This window comes from Rugamonas violacea, assembly GCF_016461825.1.
Lineage (GTDB): Bacteria > Pseudomonadota > Gammaproteobacteria > Burkholderiales > Burkholderiaceae_D > Rugamonas.
This window is the reverse complement of sequence record NZ_JAEMNU010000138.1, coordinates 1-18331: the sequence shown is the minus strand read 5'-3', so window position 1 is coordinate 18331 and position 18331 is coordinate 1. Positions and strand designations below refer to the sequence as shown.

17 protein-coding genes and 1 pseudogene are annotated in these 18331 nt (G+C 63.8%); 8 read left to right on the top strand and 10 right to left on the bottom strand.

Going from position 1 to position 18331, the window contains the following annotated elements; translation table 11 throughout:
• Positions 1 to 104 precede the first annotated feature (104 nt).
• Positions 105 to 905 carry an outer membrane protein assembly factor BamD gene (locus H7U20_RS25705; protein WP_199761992.1) on the bottom strand — a complete coding sequence of 267 codons (801 nt, stop codon included), beginning with the start codon at positions 903 to 905 and terminating at the stop codon, positions 105 to 107.
• Between the two features lie 90 nt (positions 906 to 995).
• Between H7U20_RS25705 and H7U20_RS25700 the strand changes: the two genes are divergently transcribed.
• Positions 996 to 2012, top strand: coding sequence for an RluA family pseudouridine synthase (locus H7U20_RS25700; RefSeq protein ID WP_233411088.1), 1017 nt, complete (start codon positions 996 to 998; stop codon positions 2010 to 2012).
• A complete protein-coding gene (pgeF, locus tag H7U20_RS25695) occupies positions 2009 to 2854 on the top strand; it encodes a peptidoglycan editing factor PgeF (RefSeq protein ID WP_370593254.1) in 846 nt (281 codons plus the stop codon). The genes H7U20_RS25700 and pgeF overlap by 4 nt, the downstream gene beginning before the upstream one ends.
• Before the next feature lie 17 nt (positions 2855 to 2871).
• Here pgeF and H7U20_RS25690 read toward each other — a convergent pair whose 3' ends face one another.
• A complete protein-coding gene (locus tag H7U20_RS25690) occupies positions 2872 to 3141 on the bottom strand; it encodes a hypothetical protein (protein ID WP_199761990.1) in 270 nt (89 codons plus the stop codon).
• A 90-nt stretch (positions 3142 to 3231) separates the two neighbouring features.
• On the opposite strand from H7U20_RS25690, the gene phaC reads away from it, so the two are divergent.
• The 4 genes from phaC (at position 3232) to H7U20_RS25670 (ending at position 8798) form a co-directional block, all read left to right on the top strand.
• Positions 3232 to 4977 carry a class I poly(R)-hydroxyalkanoic acid synthase gene (gene phaC / locus H7U20_RS25685; RefSeq protein WP_233411087.1) on the top strand — a complete coding sequence of 582 codons (1746 nt, stop codon included), beginning with the start codon at positions 3232 to 3234 and terminating at the stop codon, positions 4975 to 4977.
• Between the two features lie 253 nt (positions 4978 to 5230).
• Complete coding sequence (gene phaR / locus H7U20_RS25680) at positions 5231 to 5794, top strand: polyhydroxyalkanoate synthesis repressor PhaR (RefSeq protein ID WP_199761988.1); 564 nt, start codon at positions 5231 to 5233, stop codon at positions 5792 to 5794.
• Positions 5795 to 6009: 215 nt separating this feature from the next.
• Positions 6010 to 7431 (top strand): 30S ribosomal protein S12 methylthiotransferase RimO, encoded by a 1422-nt coding sequence (gene rimO, locus H7U20_RS25675; RefSeq protein WP_199761987.1) that lies wholly within the window; start codon positions 6010 to 6012, stop codon positions 7429 to 7431.
• Positions 7432 to 7631: 200 nt separating this feature from the next.
• A complete protein-coding gene (locus H7U20_RS25670) occupies positions 7632 to 8798 on the top strand; it encodes a cystathionine beta-lyase (RefSeq protein WP_199761986.1) in 1167 nt (388 codons plus the stop codon).
• Between the two features lie 111 nt (positions 8799 to 8909).
• On the opposite strand, the gene H7U20_RS25665 is transcribed toward H7U20_RS25670, so the two are convergent.
• The 4 genes from H7U20_RS25665 to H7U20_RS25650 form a co-directional block, all read right to left on the bottom strand.
• Positions 8910 to 9257, bottom strand: coding sequence for a hypothetical protein (locus H7U20_RS25665; protein WP_199761985.1), 348 nt, complete (start codon positions 9255 to 9257; stop codon positions 8910 to 8912).
• A 200-nt stretch (positions 9258 to 9457) separates the two neighbouring features.
• The gene (locus H7U20_RS25660) at positions 9458 to 10171 is read right to left on the bottom strand and encodes a VOC family protein (protein WP_233411086.1); all 714 of its coding nucleotides are present in this window, start codon (positions 10169 to 10171) and stop codon (positions 9458 to 9460) included.
• A 37-nt stretch (positions 10172 to 10208) separates the two neighbouring features.
• Complete coding sequence (locus tag H7U20_RS25655) at positions 10209 to 10754, bottom strand: hypothetical protein (RefSeq protein WP_199761984.1); 546 nt, start codon at positions 10752 to 10754, stop codon at positions 10209 to 10211.
• 51 nt (positions 10755 to 10805) lie between these two features.
• Complete coding sequence (locus H7U20_RS25650; protein ID WP_199761983.1) at positions 10806 to 11822, bottom strand: YeiH family protein; 1017 nt, start codon at positions 11820 to 11822, stop codon at positions 10806 to 10808.
• Positions 11823 to 11979: 157 nt separating this feature from the next.
• On the opposite strand from H7U20_RS25650, the gene H7U20_RS25645 reads away from it, so the two are divergent.
• Complete coding sequence (locus tag H7U20_RS25645) at positions 11980 to 12879, top strand: LysR family transcriptional regulator (RefSeq protein WP_199761982.1); 900 nt, start codon at positions 11980 to 11982, stop codon at positions 12877 to 12879.
• Positions 12880 to 12885: 6 nt separating this feature from the next.
• Here the strand turns inward: H7U20_RS25645 and H7U20_RS25640 are convergent, their stop codons facing one another.
• From H7U20_RS25640 to H7U20_RS25630, 3 genes are read right to left on the bottom strand one after another with little or no spacing between them, the layout of a single operon-like run.
• Complete coding sequence (locus H7U20_RS25640) at positions 12886 to 14334, bottom strand: TIGR01777 family oxidoreductase (protein ID WP_199761981.1); 1449 nt, start codon at positions 14332 to 14334, stop codon at positions 12886 to 12888.
• On the bottom strand, positions 14331 to 14951 hold the full coding sequence (locus H7U20_RS25635; RefSeq protein ID WP_199761980.1) for a DUF4166 domain-containing protein: 621 nt from the start codon (positions 14949 to 14951) through the stop codon (positions 14331 to 14333). The genes H7U20_RS25640 and H7U20_RS25635 overlap by 4 nt, the downstream gene beginning before the upstream one ends.
• Complete coding sequence (locus tag H7U20_RS25630) at positions 14948 to 15505, bottom strand: GbsR/MarR family transcriptional regulator (RefSeq protein ID WP_199761979.1); 558 nt, start codon at positions 15503 to 15505, stop codon at positions 14948 to 14950. The genes H7U20_RS25635 and H7U20_RS25630 overlap by 4 nt, the downstream gene beginning before the upstream one ends.
• A gap of 302 nt (positions 15506 to 15807) precedes the next feature.
• Between H7U20_RS25630 and H7U20_RS25625 the strand changes: the two genes are divergently transcribed.
• Positions 15808 to 16275, top strand: a complete 468-nt coding sequence (locus tag H7U20_RS25625; protein WP_199761978.1) for a cache domain-containing protein — start codon at positions 15808 to 15810, stop codon at positions 16273 to 16275.
• 605 nt (positions 16276 to 16880) lie between these two features.
• Here the strand turns inward: H7U20_RS25625 and H7U20_RS31015 are convergent.
• A pseudogene (locus tag H7U20_RS31015) lies at positions 16881 to 17909 on the bottom strand (IS5 family transposase).
• Positions 17910 to 18331 lie beyond the last annotated feature (422 nt).

Genomic DNA, 18331 nt, shown 5'->3' with positions numbered 1-18331 from the left:
GGGGGGCCCCCACCCCGGGTTCCGCCTCCGGGTTGGCGCGTTGAGCGCCGCGCCAACAAAAAACCGGGGCGGACCCCGGTTTTTAGCTCAGCTCGCTACCAAACTCAGTTCCACAGCTTCCACCAGTGGCGTTCCGCCTTGACACCCTCGTCAAGGAAGGCGCTCTTCGGATAGTTCTGCTTGAACACGCGCATGGTGTCGTCGCGCAGCTCGCTCATGCCCAGCTTGTCGTAGCCACGGATCATGATGAACAGCGCTTCCTCGATCGACGGCGAGTCGCGGTAGTCGTTGACGGCGCCCATCGCGCGGTTGACCGAGGCCAGGTAGGCGCCCCGGCGGTAGTAGTAGCGCGCCACGTGCACCTCGTAGGAAGCCATCGCATTGATCAGATACTTCATGCGATCGATGCCGTCCGGGGTATACTTGCTGTTCGGGAATTTGTCGACCAGCTGTTTGAAGGCGCTGAAGGCCTCGCGCGTCGCTTTCGGGTCGCGTTCGGTCGGATCTTGCTCGTAAATGAAGTTGAGGAAGCCGATCTGGTCGTTAAAGTTGATCAGACCGCGCAGATAGTACATATAATCCACGTTGGCGTGATTCGGGTGCAGCTTGATGAAGCGCTCGACGGCGGCCAGCGCCTGGGCCTGGTCCTGCGACTTGTAGTAGGCGTAGGCGATCTCCATCTGCGCCTGCTGGGCGTAGGTGCCGAACGGATAGCTCGATTCCAGCTTCTCGAACAACTGAATTGCGCGTTCGTAGTGGCCGCCCTCCAATTCCTCGGTCGCCTCCGAGTATAATTTCGTAGCGCTCCAGCCTTTAGTCTCATCGACTTTTTCTGGCAATAAGCTGCAAGCTGACAAACCAAGCAGAACGACGGTTGCTGCAACTAACGATAATTTTTTTTGCATGTTGTTTTGCAAGAAGGTGTTTAACCAAGTTTTTACAATAGGCTGATTATAGCCGATGGGAATGCTGTGATATTAACTCCAAAGCCGAATTTGGCTGATTCTTCCTCCGATCATGAACTCGACGCCGAGTTCGACGCGGAGATTCTAGCCGATGGCGACGACGACGGCCTGGCGCCGATCGAACTCGAACTGACGCCGGATGCCTGTGGTCAACGCCTCGACAAGGTGATTTCCAAACTGGTGCCGCAATTCTCCCGTGGCCGCCTGCAAATGTGGATCGACGACGGCTTCGTCACGGTCGACGGCAAAGTTGCCCGCAGTAACAAAGACACCGTCTATGGCGACGAGAAGATCGTCATTCTGCCCCAACCGGCGCCGGAAGACGAGGCTTTTAAGCCCGAAGCGATGGAATTGAACATCGTCTACGAGGACGAGCACCTGATCGTCATCAACAAACCGGCCGGCCTGGTGGTCCACCCGGGCGCCGGCAACTGGTCCGGCACGCTGTTGAACGGCCTGCTGCACCACTGCCCGCAACTGGGCGGCGTGCCGCGCGCCGGCATCGTCCACCGCCTCGACAAGGACACCAGCGGCCTGATGGTGGTCGGCAAGAACCTGCCGGCCCAGACCGACCTGGTGCGCCAGCTGGCCGCCCGCACCGTCAAGCGCGAGTACTTCGCGCTGGTCTGGGGCACGCCGCGCCAGAGCGGCACCATCGACGCCTCGATGGGCCGGCATCCGAAGGACCGCATCAAGATGGCCGTGTCGAACAATTTCTCGGCCAAGCCGGCGATCACCCATTTCGAGTTGTTGGCGTCGGGTGATCTGGACCGCCGTCCGGTCAGCCTGATGCAATGCCGCCTGGAAACGGGCCGCACCCACCAGATCCGCGTCCACATGATGTCGATCGGTTTCTCGCTGGTCGGCGACGTGATGTATGGCAAGCAACATCTGGCCAGCGTCTTCCCGCGCCAGGCGCTGCAGGCGCGCCGCCTCGGCCTGGTCCACCCGGCCACCGGCGAGCAGTGCGAGTGGTTGGTGCCGCTGGCCGACGACTTCGCCGCGCTGATCGCCCAGGCCGGCATTGAAGAACCGGAGATGATTTGACGGAGTCCTACCTGTCGGCCGTTTCGCCGGCCTGGTCGGCGCCCGATTGGCCGGAGTTGCCGGCCAATGTGGGCGCGCTGTTCACCACCCGTCGCGGTGGTGTCAGCGTGGCGCCGTATGACGACGGCTTCGGCGGCGGCGGCCTCAATCTGGGCGTCCACGTCGGCGACCAGCCCGTTTCCGTAGGCTACAACCGGGCCTTGCTGCGCGCCGCCTTGCCGGCCGAGCCGGTCTGGCTGAGCCAGGTGCACGGCACCAGCGTGTTCGATGTGACCGTCCTTCCGGGCATGGCCGAGGCGGCGCCCGATGGCGATGGCGATGCCGGCACGGCCGCCGCGCCCGAGGCGGACGCCAGCCTGGCGCGCGCGCCCGGCAGCGTCTGCGCCATCATGACCGCCGACTGTCTTCCCGTGCTGTTTTGCGACCGCGCCGGCAAGGTGGTGGCGGCGGCCCACGCCGGTTGGCGCGGCCTGGCCAACGGGGTGCTGGCGCGCACCGTGGCCGGCATGCGCGCGGCCGGCGCCGGCGAGATCCTCGCCTGGCTGGGTCCGGCCATCGGTCCGGCCCGCTTCGAGGTCGGTGCCGAGGTCAAACAAACCTTCCTCCGGCAGGGCAGCGCGGCCGACGCGGCGCGCCTGGCTGCGGCCTTCACGGCGCTCCCCGGCCAGCCGGAAAAATATCTCGCCGACATTTATGCGCTGGCCCGTTGTATGCTTGAGGCCGACGGCGTGTCGCGCATCGCCGGTGGCGAGGCGTGCACCGTGTCCGATGTGGCCAGCTTCTATTCCTATCGGCGCGATGGCGTCACCGGACGGCAGGCGAGTTTGATCTGGATCAAATGAAGCGCCCGGTGTCTCGCTTAGTCTTCTGGCGGGGCGCCGGCCGGTATGCCCGCCGTGGCTGGGGCGACGGGGGCGGCGGCCTGTTGCGCCGCTTGGCGGGCCTGGTGCGCGGCTTGCCAGGCGGCATCGCGCTTGGCCTTGCGTTTGCGCGAGCCGGCGACGTAGTACAGGAAGCCCAGCGGTAGCACGCAGTAGAGTAGGAAGGTCATAATCCCAGCGGCAACACTGGCTTGCGTCACGGCGATCAAGCCGACGACGTAGATCCATGCAATAGCGACAATCAGCATACAGCAGCCTTGGTAAAGTAAAGATATACAACTATTTTTAGGGAATCAAACATGAATGTGCCAGATCCTCAAGTCATTGCCAACGCATGGATGTCGCAGATTAGCGACCCCAGCCAGTGGCAATCCTGGTTAAAAATGGTGCCGGAGACCGACAGTCATCCGCTCGCCGCCATCCTGACCGATGTCGGCGCCGCCATCCAGCCGGAGGTCGTCGAGGAACTGAAGAACCGCTACATGGCCGATGTCGGCGAGCTGTGGCAGGATTTCCTGGCCGGCAAACCACCGGCCATCGGCGACCGCCGTTTCAGCTCGGCCGCCTGGCAGAGCAACCCCTTGTCGTCGTTCAATGCGGCATCATACCTGCTCAACGCCAAGTTTCTCACCGCCATGGCCGACTCGGTCGAGTCGACGCCCCATCAAAAGCAGAAAATCCGTTTCGCCGTGCAGCAAATCGTCGACGCCATGTCGCCGGCCAACTTCCTCGCCACCAATCCGGAAGCCCAGCAGAAACTCATCGAGACCAAGGGCGAGAGCCTGACCCGTGGCTTGGCGAATATGCTGTCCGACATCAACAAGGGTCACATCTCGCTGTCCGACGAGTCGGCCTTCGAGGTCGGCCGCAACCTCGCCACCACGCCCGGCCAGGTGGTGTTCGAGCATGCGCTGTTCCAGTTGATCCAATACAGCCCGAGCACGCCGAATGTGCACCAGCGGCCGCTGCTGATGGTGCCGCCGTGCATCAACAAGTTCTACATCCTCGACCTGCAGCCGGAGAACTCGCTGGTCAAGTACGCCGTCGACCAGGGCAATACGGTGTTCCTGGTGTCCTGGAGCAATCCGGACAAGTCGCTCGACAAGACCACCTGGGACCAGTACGTGGAGCAGGGCGCCATCCAGGCGATCCGGGTGGCGCAGCAGATTTACGGCCAGGAGCAGCTCAACATGCTCGGCTTCTGTGTCGGCGGCACCATCATTTCGACCGCGCTGGCCGTGCTGGCCGCGCGCGGCGAGCATCCGGCGTCCAGCCTGACGCTGCTGACCACCTTCCTCGACTTCAGCGACACCGGCGTGCTCGACGTCTTCGTCGATGAAGCCCAGGTGGCGCGGCGCGAGAAGACCTTGGGCGCTGGCGGCCTGATGCCGGGCCGCGACCTGGCCAGCACCTTCTCCAGCCTGCGGCCGAACGACCTGGTGTGGAACTACGTGCAGTCGAACTACCTGAAGGGCAACGAGCCGGTGCCGTTCGACCTGCTGTACTGGAATTCGGACAGCACCAATCTGCCCGGTCCGATGTTCTGCTGGTATCTGCGCCACACCTATCTGGAGAACAGCCTGAAGGTGCCGGGCAAGCTGACGGTGGCCGGCACGCCGGTCGACCTGGGCGCGATCCGCACGCCGGCCTTCGTCTATGGTTCGCGCGAGGACCATATCGTGCCGTGGCCGTCGGCCTACGGTTCGTTGGCCATCCTCAACCAGGACCGGCCGGAGCTCAACCGCTTCGTGCTGGGCGCCTCCGGCCACATCGCCGGCGTGATCAATTCGCCGGTCAAGAACAAGCGCAGCTACTGGACCAACGACGCGGCGGCGGCGCCGGCCAAGCCGGCGGCCAAGGGCGGCAAGGCCAGCAAAGCGGCCAAGGCCGCCGCCGCGCTGCCCGACCCCGACAGCTGGATGGCCGGCGCCACCGAGCATGCCGGAAGCTGGTGGCCACAGTGGGCGCAGTTTCTCGCCGAGCATGGCGGCAAGCCGGTGAAGGCCCGCGCCAGCCTCGGCAGCGCCAGCCATCCGCCGATCGAGGCGGCGCCCGGACGTTACGTTAAAGTAAGGGCTGATTAATTGCGGCAACACCGCACGGAGCCACGTTGTGGCTCCGTTTCCGTGTCCCGCCGCCGTCCCGCCGCCGTCACATACTTGTTATGTTGTAAATTTGGTTGCGTTGCAATAAAAACCCAAAAGTTATAAGTGGATGTGCAAATGCTGCTTTTTCCACTCTATAATAGGTGAAGTAGGCTTGTGGGAAAGCGGACCGAAGTTCGCTTTTTTTTCGAATTGTTAGAGTACGCGCTGCGGCGCAATAAGTGGACTTGTGATGAGTAGTGCGAAAAAAAATGCTGACCGCCTGATTAAGAAGTACCCCAACCGCCGTCTGTACGATACCCAGACCAGTTCCTACATCACGTTGACGGACGTGAAGCAACTGGTGCTCGACAACGAAGAATTCACGGTGGTCGACGCCAAGTCGAACGAGGATTTGACGCGCAGCATCCTGTTGCAGATCATCCTGGAAGAGGAGGCCAACGGCGCGCCGATGTTCTCCAGCGTGGTGCTGTCGCAGATCATCCGCTACTACGGCCACGCCATGCAGGGCATGATGGGCTCGTATCTGGAAAAGAACGTCCAGGCCTTCACCGACATCCAGCGCAAGTTCACCGGCGGCACCGCCGCCGGCACCTTCGACGGCAAGCCTTTCAGCCCGGAAATGTGGACCCAGTTCATGAACGTGCAAGGCCCGATGATGCAGGGCATGATGAACAACTACATCGACCAGAGCAAGAGCCTGTTCGTGCAGATGCAGGAACAGATGCAAAGCCAGAGCAAGAACATCTTCGGCACCTTCCCCTTCGTGCCGCCGGTTCCGACCGACAAGACCTGATCGCGTTTCAGCCGGCACGGCGGCGGCGCGCGGGCCTGGTCTCGCCCGCCGCCGCTGTGTTTTTGGCGCCGCCGTCGCCGTCCACACTTGGCCCGCAGCTTGCCCGCCCTTAGCTGTGGCGCTCGCCAAGGTGCCCATTTCCCCACAGAAATCCGTCAGCCTTGCGCCATGCGCTATAATGGCAGATTCGCCTGAATCTTCTTTCCGCACCTACTATGTCCGAGATCTCCCGCATCCCCGCCGCGCCAGCCCCAGTCCCAACGCCAGCCGGCAGCTCCACCTTCACCGGTTCCGCGCCGAAAGTCGGCTTTGTTTCGCTAGGCTGCCCCAAGGCGCTGGTCGACTCCGAACAAATCCTCACCCAGCTGCGCGCCGAAGGCTATGAAACGGCCAAGTCCTACGCCGGCGCCGACCTGGTCATCGTCAACACCTGCGGCTTCATCGACGCCGCCGTGCAGGAATCGCTCGACGCCATCGGCGAGGCGCTGGCCGAGAACGGCAAAGTCATCGTGACCGGCTGCCTGGGTGCGAAAAAAGACGCCGCCGGCGACGACATCATCATGAAGGTGCACCCCAAGGTGCTGGCTGTCACCGGTCCGCACGCGCTGGGCGAAGTGATGGACTCGGTCCACCTCTACCTGCCCAAGCCGCACGCGCCCTTCCTCGACTTGGTGCCGCCGCAGGGCGTCAAGCTGACGCCGAAGCACTACGCCTACCTGAAGATCTCCGAGGGTTGCAACCACCGCTGCAGCTTCTGCATCATCCCGTCGATGCGCGGCGACCTGGTGTCGCGTCCGATCGCCGAGTTGATGATGGAAGCCGAGAACCTGTTCAAGGCCGGCGTCAAGGAACTGCTGGTGATCTCGCAGGACACCTCGGCCTACGGCGTCGACGTCAAGTTCCGCTCCGGCTTCTGGAACGGCCGTCCGGTCAAGACCCACATGACCCAGCTGACCGAAGCGCTGGGCGAGCTGGCCAAGACTTACGGCGCCTGGGTTCGTCTGCACTATGTCTACCCGTACCCGCACGTCGACCAAGTGATCCCGATGATGAGCGGCGGCCACATCCTGCCTTATCTGGACATTCCGATGCAGCACGCCCATCCCGATGTGTTGAAGCGCATGAAGCGCCCGGCCAGCGGCGAGAAGAACCTCGACCGCATCCAGGCCTGGCGCGCGATGAACCCGGACCTGACCATCCGCTCGACCTTCATCGCCGGCTTCCCCGGCGAGACCGAGGCCGAGTTCGAATATTTGCTGGACTTCCTCAAGGAGGCGCAGATCGACCGTCTGGGTTGCTTCGCCTACTCGCCGGTCGAAGGCGCCACCGCCAACGCGCTGGACAATCCGGTGCCCGAGGAACTGCGTGAAGAACGTCGCGGTCGCGTCATGCTGCTGCAGGAGGAAATCTCCAAGCAGCGCCTGCAGGCCAAGGTCGGCAAGACCGTGCGCGTGCTGATCGACGAGGTCACCACCCGTGGCGCCGTCGGCCGCTCCAGCGCCGATGCGCCGGAAATCGACGGCGTGGTGCACATCAAGGGTTCGCTGATGCCCGGCAAGAAGCTGAGCGTGGGCCAGTTCGCCGACGTCACCATCACCGCCGCCGACGCCCACGACCTGTGGGCGCAGATCGCGTAAGCGCCCGGTCCGCCGCGCGGATCGACATATAATGGGGGCGGACCGGCGACGGTCCGCCCTTTTTTCGTTTCACAAGACGCCAGTGCGCCGGCAAAACCCAGCGGCAAAAAGCCGGGGTCAGACCCTCCAGGTCTGACCCCAGATTTCGCCCTTGGTTTTTGTCCGCGCCGCTGCGACCATACATTCCGCCCGCCGACACCATGACCCGCCCAAAATCCCCCCAGACCGCGCTGATCCACACCGACTACAAGGCGCCCGAAGGCTTCGCCGCCTTCCCCAGCGCCATCCACCACGCCTCCACGGTGCTGTTCAAGAACGTCGCGGCCATGCGCTCGGGCGACTGGAAGGAGAAGAACGCCTATACCTACGGCCTGCACGGCACGCCGACCACCTTCACGCTGGAGGCGCGGCTGGCCGAGATCGAGGACGGCAAGCACTGCCTGCTGGCGCCCAGCGGCCTGGCCGCCATCGCCATGGTCGACTTCGCGCTGCTCAAGACGGGCGACGACGTGCTGTTGCCCGACAACGTCTACAACCCCAACCGCGAGCTGGGCAGGTGGTTGTCGCAGGACTTCGGCGTCACCGCGCGCTACTACGACCCGCTGATCGGCGCCGGCATCGCCGCGCTGATCCAGCCGAACACCAAGCTGATCTGGACCGAGGCGCCCGGCTCGGTGTCGATGGAGGTGCCGGACCTGCCGGCCATCTGCGCGGCGGCGCACGCGCGCGGCGTCCTCGTCGCGCTCGACAACACCTGGTCGGGCGGGCTGGCGCTGCGCGGTTTTGAACTCGGCGTCGACGTCATCATGCAGGCGCTGACCAAGTACCAGTCGGGCGGTTCGGATGTGCTGATGGGCGCGCTGATCACCCGCGATGGCGCCTTGCACGAACGGTTGAGCATGGCGCACATGCGCCTGGGCATGGGTGTCGGCGCCGACGACGCCTACCTGGTGCTGCGCAGTCTGCCGACGATGAAGCTGCGCTTCGACGCCCACGACAAGGCGGCGCGGCAACTGGCGAGCTGGCTCAAGGGGCGGCCGGAGATCGGCAAGGTGCTGCATCCGGCCTTCGAGGACTGTCCCGGCCACGCCGTCTGGCGGCGCGACTTCAGCGGCGCCGGCGGCTTGTTCTCCGTGCTGTTCGATGCGCGCTACACGGAAGAGCAGACCGACCGGTTTGTCGATGCCTTGAAGTTGTTCAAGCTCGGCTACAGCTGGGGCGGCGCCAACAGCCTGGTGATGCCCTACCGCATCGGGCAGATGCGCAAGGGGTGGCAAGACCAAGGCGTGCTGGTGCGCTTCAACGTCGGCCTGGAGGACGTGGCCGACTTGATCGCCGACATCGAGGCGGCGTTTGCGGTGATGTAGGCGGGCCAGGAAACTGTGCACCGCCAAATAAGCGCCGGGACGCCGATGGAATAGCCCGCCGAGCAACGATGCGCCGGCGGGCTACGACGACGCCGTGACACTTAGCATAAGTCAGCGGTCATTTTTGTGGCTTTGGCGGCCGGCCTCGGCGTGCTGTTCAGGTGTGCCGCCGCGCGTACCGCCGCCGGAACCTGACGAGCCCGAGCTGCCGGACGAGCCGGACGAGCCACCCGATCCGGATTGCTTGCTGGCCGAACCAGAAGAGGAACCGCTGTCGTCGTTCTTGTGGCTTTGGCGGCCAGCCTCGACATGCTGCTCATGCGTTCCGCCTTGGGTGCCGGTTTTCGAACCGGAGCCGCCTTGACCTGCGGATTGCTGGCTAGCGCCGCTACTGGCCGATTTGCCACTCCCGCTGCCGCTATCCTTGTTGCTGTCTTTGTTGCCGTTGTTCGAAGCCATAAGTCCTCCAAGTGGTTTGCCCGAGATCATTCTCTGACTAAGTCATCATCAGATAAAACACATAGGCCCGCTATAGGAGCGCGACGATAGTTGCCGTAGGAGCTGTCTGAGTTCGCGAGGAACATATTTGTCGTTGTCCCCATTTGTTCCGGCTTGATGAGGTTTGCGCATGGTTGCGCTTATGCGGATATTGTTGGGGGCTATATGGATAGGGTCTTCAAGCCATCGGGCGTCATGATACGGGCCAGCAGCCGGGGCGAAGTGGCGCCCGATACCGCGACGATATTTCCCAGTTCCAAAGGCTGTAGCAAGTTGGCAAGCCGTTCCGGTTCGGGGTGGCACAGCTCCAGTCCAAGCAAGGACAGGCCGTGATCGCGCAGCCCGGCCGCCGGATGCGTCGCGGTGGACCATTCGATCAGCGTCGGCGCCACCCCGCCAAGCGGCAGGCTGCCGTCGGCGGGGATGGTAATCAGCCAGTTCAGTGCGCCGCGCGACATCGCTTCGATCTCGCCCAGCGTTTCGGGCAGCTCGGCTTGAGTGGCATGGATGTCGCTGCTGCGCACCACCCAGGTCGCCAAGGCGGGGGCTGAGCGGGCATCGAGGGAGTCCAGGGCGAACCAACGCGGCCGGGCCGGCGGCGGCGCCAGCGGGTTGACCGCGATCACCTCAAGAAACGCGCTGTCGCCCAGCCTGAGCAGCAGGTTATGCGTGCCCATGCGCGGATGTTCACCGCCCGTTTGCGGCGCCACGCCCAGCGCCGCATGCACAAACCTGGCACCCTCGTCCAGCGTTTGGGCGATGACGGTGATGTGGTCGAGGTGGCAGCGTGGCGGCATAGCATCCTTGCGTGCGTGCGTGCGTGCGTGCGTGTGCGGCGAGGCGGGCGGGGTCGGGGCGGGCGCATCGTCCGCCATCCTCCATCCTCCATCCGCCGCCCACCGCCGGATAGGCTTACTTGGCGGCGTCCAGCGTGAAGATGGCGTAGACCTTGGCGCCCGCTTTCTCGGTCGGCTTATCGATCTGCACCTGCATGCAGTCCTCGACCACCAGGCTGCGCCAATTCGGCAGGCCGGCGTTGGCGAAGGCCGAGTTGGCCTTGCAGGCCAGGCTGAGGTCCAGCGCCAGGCGGGCGTTGCGCGGCTCGCCCTTGTTGTAGTTGACGCCGCGCAGTTCGATGCCGTACGGCGCCAGCCATGGTTCCCACAGGCCGGACTCGACGCCCTGCACGATGCGTTCGAACATCTGCTCCAGCGTCAGGCCCTTCTTGACCACGCCGCGCAGGATCGTCAGCGAGGGCGCGCTGCGGGCATCGCCGTTCAGTTTGCTGGCGCCGCGTTCGCCGATCGCCTTGATTTCCTTCGTGAACGCCGCGTCGCGTTCCGTGTAGTCGCGCATGCGCTGGAAGAACTCCGTGCTCAGGAAGGGGTTTTCTGGGCGACCGACAGGGGCCGTGGCCTCGGCTGTGCGTTTGGCGGGAGGCTGTTTTTTGTTCGTCATGGCTTCATCAATTCGGTGTAAGGGGCGCAGTTTAACATTGTCTGCGCCAACTCAGGCGATGCCGAGCAGCGCGATGGCGGCCAGGCTGATCGCCGCCAGCACCAATAGCGACAGTAACACGGCCAGCGTGACCCGTCCGCCGGCCTTGAGCACGGCGCGCGCGTCGACACCGAGGCCGAGCGCCGCCATCGACATGATGGTCAGCAAGTTGGCCGTCCACTGCGCCGGCTGGAGCACGGCCTCGGGCAGCAGGCCGGCCGAGCGCAGCCCCATCAGCAGCAGAAAGCCGACGATGAACCACGGCAGCAGATGCGCCAGGGCGGGGCGCGCGCCGCCGCGCTGCTGGCCGAACAGCGACAGCAGCAGCACGACCGGCCCCAGCATCAACACCCGCACCAGCTTGACCAGCGTGCCGATGTGCACGCTCAACAGCGACACCGAGCCGGTCGCCGCCAGCACCTGCGGCACCGCGTACACGGTCAGGCCGGCGAACACGCCGTATTGCGTCGGCGAGAAGGCCAGCGCCGGCACCAGCAAGGGCAGGGCGAGCACGACAAGGACGCCGAGCACGGCGGTGAAGCCGATGGCGGCGGCGACGTCCTCGCCGTCGGCGGCGATCACCGGGGCGACGGCGGCGATCGCCGAGTTGCCGCAAATCGAGTTGCCGCAGGCGATAAGGATGGCCATCTTCCTCGGCAGGCCCAGCGCGCGGCCGATGGCGAAGCTGCAAGCGATGGTCAGCGCGACGACGGCGGCGATGGCGGCGATCAACGCCGGCCCCTTCTCCAGCAGCGCGGCGGCGCTGACCGAGGCGGCCAGCAGCAGCACGGCGACCTCCAGCAAGGTCTTGGCGCCGAAATGGATACCGGCGGCGACCTTGGCCGGCAGGCGGACGAAGGTGCGCAGGGCGCTGCCGAGCAGGATCGACAACACCAGGCTTTCCAACCAGGCGCGGCCGAACAGCCGGGCTTCCAGGCTTTCCGCGCCGTGGGCGAGCAAGGTGACGAGGGCGCACAGCGCCAAGCCGGGCAGGAGGTCTTGGGTTTTTCTTGCTACATTGCGGAACATTTTTCTCATAACCTTATACGAAAACAGCATAAGGAGAATTGTCGGTTCCGCAGATCATTAAGTCTATTGTACAATTTATGACTATTCGTTCACCAAAATCGAACGATTGATCTATCCCTTAATTGAGATTAATTGAACAATCAACCGGCCCCCGACCATGACGCTTGAGCAATTACGCATATTTGTCGAGGTCGCCCAGCGACAGCACCTGACGCAGGCGGCCAGCGCGCTGGCGCTGACGCCGTCGGCCGTCAGCGCCTCGCTGCGCGTGTTGGAGGAGCGTTACGCCACGCCGCTGTTCAACCGCGTCGGCCGGCGCATCGAGCTCAACGAGGCCGGACAGTTGTTCCTGGCCGGCGCGCGCGCCACCCTGGCCAGCGCCCGCGCGGCCGAGTTGACGCTGCAGGAACTGGGCGGACTGCAACGCGGCGTGTTGCACATCCAGGCCAGCCAGACCATCGCCAGCTATTGGCTGCCGGCGCTGCTGGTGCGGTTTCGCGAGAAGTATCCGCAGATCGAGCTGGGCCTGGCCATCGGCAACACGCGGCAGGTGGCGCAGGCGCTGGTCGACGGCGCAGCCGACCTGGGGCTGGTCGAGGGCCTGATCGACGAGCCGACCCTGGTCGCCACCACGGTGGGGCAGGACAGTCTGATCGTCGTCGTCGCGCCCGACCACCCCTGGGCCGCCGCCGGTCCGCTGCGGATGGCCGATCTGCTCAACGGCCGTTGGATACTGCGCGAGCCCGGCTCGGGCACCCGTTCCGCCTTCGAGCACGAGTTGCGCCAGGCCGGCGTCGATCCGGCGGCGCTCGATGTGGTGCTGGCCTTGCCGTCCAACGAGGCGGTGCGCTCGGCCGTGCTGGCCGGGCCGTTCGCGACGGTGGTGTCGGAGCTGGTGGTGGCCTCGCAGCTGCGGGCCGGATCGCTGCACAAGGTCGAGCTGACCTTCCCGGCGCGCGCCTTCCACCTGCTGCGCCATGTCGCGCGCTACAAGAGCAAGGCCTCGCTGGCCTTCGTGAAAATGCTCGACCCGGCGGACCCGAGCCGAGTCGGCTAAGCGCGCTTAGCTCAGGCTGCGCAAGGCCCCGTCCAGGCGCGGCTGGCTGAAAACGAAGCCGCTGGCCGTGAGCCGTTGCGGCGCAACGCGCTGGCCTTCGAGCAGCAGGTCGGCCTGCTCACCCAACGCCAAGCGCATCGGCCAGCCCGGCGTCGGCATGCCGTAGGGCCGCCGCAGCACGGCCGCCGCCACCCGGCTGAACTGCGCCTGCGACAGGCTTTCCGGCGCGGTGAAGTTGTAGTTGCCGGCCGCGCCGGTGCGGCACAGGTGGGCCATGGCGCCGATCACATCGTCGACGTGTATCCACGACAGCCATTGCGCGCCGCCGCCCAGTGGGCCGCCCAGCCCCAGCTTGATCGGCAACAGCATCATCGGCAGCGCGCCCTGGCTGCCCAGCACCAGCCCGAAGCGCATGCACGCCACGCCGACGCCGTGGGCGGCGGCGCCTTGCGCCGCCTGCTCCCATTCGCGGCACAGGTCGGACATGAAGATCGGCTGCGGGCCGTCGCTTTCGGTCAACACGGCATCGTCGCCGCGCCGCTGTACGCCGTAGTAGCCGATGGCCGAAGCCGACAACAACATGGCCGGCTTGTGTTCGGCGCCGGCGATCCAGTCGACCACCTTGCGCGTCAGCTCGACGCGGCTCTTGCGCAGCGCCGCCCGGCGCGCCGCGCTCCAGCGCCAACCCAATATGCGCGCGCCGGCCAGGTTGATGACGATGTCAAAGCGGCGCGACGCGGGCAGTTGCGCCATGCTGGCGACGCAATCGACCCGGCCGTCGAACAGCCAGGCCGCTTGGCGCGCTTGCCGTGTCAGCACGGTGACGCGGTGGCCATCGCGCAGCAGGGCGGCGACCAGCCGCTGACCGATGAAGCCGGTCGCGCCGGTGAGCAGGAAGCTGCGCTCGGCGGCGCCGAAGCGCAACGCTGCGGCGGCATCGTCGCGCAGCGCCCGTTGGCCGATCGCCCGCGCGGCCCAGCCATCGCGCAGGCCGGACAAGCCGACGCCAACGCCGCACAGCGCCAAAAACACGCCCAGCGCGCCCTGCGGCTGCCAGACCAGCGCCGTCGGCATGGCCAGCCACTGCGGCGTGTTCAACGCCAGCAGCGCGATGAAGGCGCCGCCGTTCATGGCCAGCACGGTGTGGGTGACCCGCTCGGTCGCCGGCAGCAGGCGGCTGCGGTCCTCGACGACGAAATCCCACAAGGTCAGCACGATTTCGACCACGAACACCAACAGCAGCAGCAACGCCCACAGGCCGTGGAACTGCCAGGCCGACAGGCCGATGAACAGCGCGCTGTAGATCAGCGCGCGCGCCGAATGGATGCTCAGTTCGCGCCTGGCGCTGGCGCGGCCGGGCAGGGCCTCGGTCAGCTCGTGGTGGTAGAGGGTGTCGAAGGCGCCCAGGCAGCCCTGGCAGGCCATCAATTGCAACGCTAGCAAATGGGTGTTCATGTCGTTACCTCGTGGAATATGCCGGCTTGGGTGAACATCAAGCCGAACAGCGCGTGATGGATCTCGATGCGGATGTCGAACTGGTTGGCGCTCTGGTTGCGATGGCAGAGGAAGGTCTTGCCGGGCGTGAGCAGGCCGGGCAGCGGAATGCGCACGCCGAACAGCTGCCAGAAATAGCCGTCGCTCTCAAAGTGCAGATTGCCCTCGCGGACGGCGAGCAGCAGCTTCATGCCCAGGCCCATGCCGACGTATTCCAGCACCTCGCCTTTGCCGCTCTCGGCCATGAAGGAGGTGAACATGATCGGCTTGCGGCCGTTCAGGCGGTAGGTGCGCTGCTTGAAGATCGCGGCGCTGTTCGGCTTGGAATAGACCTGTATGTCGACCGGAAAATCGGCGTCGTTGTAGGGCATCAGCGCGCCCTTAATCAGCGGCATGGTCAGCTGGCCCAGTACGCGCCCGAGCCGCGAGCAGCGCAGTTCGGTCAACCGGCCGCTGTAGCGCAGCGGCTGGCCCGGCGCCGGGTTCTTGTCGAAGCGGGCCTGGATGTCGGGATGCAGCCCGCCCCACGCCGGCCCGAGGACCTTTTTGAACAGCTCGCCTTCGGAAGGGATGCTCATGGCTTTTCCTTTGCGTGCTCGTCCTTGTCGTCGCTGCCGAGGAAGCGCGCCACCTTGCCGCCCATTTTCAGCACGCGCTGCATGGTGGCGGGCGGCAGGTGCTTGTAGTCCTCGTAGCTGCTGCCCAGCATGTCGAGCAAGTGCAGCACTTCGTTGATGCGTTTCAGCGAGCCCGCCTCCAACGCCGCGTCCTGGCCGCCCTCGATGGCGCATTCGCGCAGCACGGTCAGGGTGGGGTCGATCTCGCGCCGCTTGCGCTCCTCGACGATGACGCGGAAGATTTCCCAGACGTCCTGGATGGCGACGAAATGGTCGCGCCGGTCGCCTATCAGGTGGGTAGCGCGGATCAGCTTCCAGCTTTGCAGCTCCTTCAGGCTGTTGCTCACGTTCGAGCGCGCCACCACCAGCGACTCGGCGATGTCCTCCGCCGTCAGCGGCCGCTCGGCCAGGAACAGCAGCGCGTGGATCTGCGCCACGGTGCGGTTGACGCCCCAGCGGGCGCCCATCTCGCCCCAGTGCAGGATGAATTTTTGTGCGGTCGGACTGAGGGACATGATTTCTCTCATTTCTTTAATTTCTGTCAGTACGGAAATTAGACGCCGAACGGCGGCGAAAGTCAAATCAATTTCTTATCGCGCCGGTCGCAACAACGGCGCCGGCTACGCCGTGGTTAGCGCTATCGAAGGCGATCGTGGCAACAAAGCCGGCAATCTTGGGCCGCGCCACGGCTTCCCAACGAGATCCGCTTGCACGCCGGGCCGGCCTTTGCTAGTCTGGCTTGGATTGCCTTAGTGCAAGCACAGCAGCGCCGGGCTGCGGAAAGTCCTGCGCATCAACAATCCATGGGAGACGATCGATGAGCAAAGTACTCAAAAGCATGATGGTGGCGCTGTCCCTGCTGGCCTTCAGCCTGACGGCGAACGCGGCGGCGAAAGGCACGGCGGACGAGGCCGTGGCGATGGTCAAGAAGGCCGGCGAGTTCATCAAGAAAAACGGCAAGGAAAAAGCCTTCGCCGAGTTCAACAATCCCAAGGGCCAGTTCATCCAGGGCGACCTGTACATCTTCACCTTCCTGGCCAACGGCGACGGCATCGAGCAGGCCAACGGCGCCAACCCCAAGCTGGTCGGCAAGAACGTCTCGGAGATGAAGGACGCCGATGGCAAGTTCCTCATCAAGGACATCCTGGCGGTCGGCATGAGCAAGGAAGGCAAGGGCTGGGTCGACTACAAATGGCCGAACCCGGCCACCGGAAAAATCGACGCCAAGCGCACCTATGTGGAGCGGGTCGACGATGTGCTGGTCGGCTGCGGCATCTACAAGTAAGCCTAGGCCGCGCTTGAGCGCATCTAACGCAAATGCAAACGCCCGGCCCCGCGCCGGGCGTTTGCATTCGGTGCCTAGCATGGGCCCTCTCCTGAGTGGGAAGCGGCCTGCGATCTGACCTCAGTGAGCGAAATAAAGCGCAACTGCGGAAGGGTAAGCGAGCACTGAGCATAAATCAGCGGCGCGAAACACGAATCGGATAGACGGCAAAAGCTTTCGCTTCAAGTACCAGCGGCAAGCGGGATTGTTCAGGACCGAGAAGTCCGCCTCAGCAAGCTATGCAAAGAGTGAAAATCCAGCGGCTGGAGGCGTATCAGTTTCAAATTACTGCGGGGGCCTTCCCATACGTTGAGCGCGTGACGGGGATAGATAATCGGGATGTTGGTCCGCTCCGATTCTAATACGGAGGGGTGACGAACCAATCCACCCAAGTTAAGGCCACCTCGAATAACCCACTTTTGATGGCGTGAAGCGGCACGCAAGGCGTCTGTGACGAATTTCGGTTTTGATTCAGCGCGTCGCGGCGGCTGGCACCGCGATGTGGCGGAAGCGCAGTAACGTTGGTGCGCGTAGCAATCTGCGGCTGTTCCGGCTCCATCCGTCGATCAGAACGGTGGCAGACCACCTTCCTTCAGAAACACCAGCCGTTTGAGGTTATAGCTTGCCGCCTTGAGATGCAAAGCGAAGGTGACCCGGACGATGCCTATGCAGCGCACCAGTTTGCCGCCCATTTGCGCCAGCGCGCCAAACACGTGTTCGACACGTGCGCGCGGTGTGGCTATGCGACGGTTGCGTTTCTTTTGCGCCTCGGAGATGCCCTTGGTGGCGCTGCCTTTGCGCTGGATGTGGACGCGCCAGCCGGCCTGTTTCAGCGTCGCATCCCGTTCCGTGGTGGGATAGCCGCGATCGGCAAAGACATCGCGGCTGGTGTTGCTGCGATCGAGGAGCGACTCGAATACCGTGGTGTCGGCCACGGCGGCATGCGTGACAGCCATTTTGCGCAGCAGCTTGTAACGCGTGTCCACGCTGGCGTGCAACTTGTAGCCAAAGTAGCTCTTGCCGTGCTTCTTCGTTCAGCGCGCGTCGACATCCTTCTGCGCGCGCTTGTGCGGCTTCCAGCCAAGCGGCATCGTGCCTTCCTTGACGATGTCGGCTTCCTCGCGCTTGTTGCGTTGGACCGGCGCCTGCACCAGCGAGGCATCGACGATCTGGCCGCAACGCGCCATATAGCCGTGTTGCTGCAACTGCCGCTGGACTTGCTCGAACACGAGCGTGCCCGCGCCGGCTTGCGCCAGACGGTCACGGAACAACCAGATCGTCTTGGCGTCGGGGATGCTGCTGCTCTCGGTCAGATCCAGAAATTGCAGGAAGCTGCGGCGGTCGAGCAACTGATATTCCAGCGCGTCGTCCGCCAGGTTGTAGAGCTGCTGGAGCACCAGGATCTTGACCATTAGCACGGTCGGATACGGCGGACGGCCGCCTTTGGCACGAGACGGCCTGGGTGCGGCGGCGTCGATGCTGGCGGCCAGTGCGTCGAAGTCCACGTGTTTGGTTAAACCGACCAGCGGGTCGCCGATCCTTGTACGTCGATCTTCGCGTTCATGTTCTGCAAACAGGCTGATCCGGGGCTTCATCATTGTGGTACTCGTTGGTCGCGGGCTGATGCAGAATTTTACCGAACCAGCTAATCCACATTCGCTATTTTCTGATTGAGCTACAAATTTCATTTGACACCAATTAAATTATATTTCACAGCTAAATATATTTAGCGTTGATTTTTTACGAAAAAAATGTTGATGAGCGGGGCAATGCAAAAAAATAAAGCCCCAAGAATAAACAAATTAAATACCCCTGAATCAATATTTCCAATTTTCGATATCTTCAGTGCCCATAAGTTGGACAAAATAAAACTGAAACACATAAGAAAATGTTCAATGAAAAATAATTTACTGAAATTTATTTCCGGTAGTTGTCAACAAAGTTGTCGCGTCACTTCATGCAGCCAGCTTCAATAATTCAGGCTCAGCCCGTTCCGGATTGAGCCAAACCTCGTCCT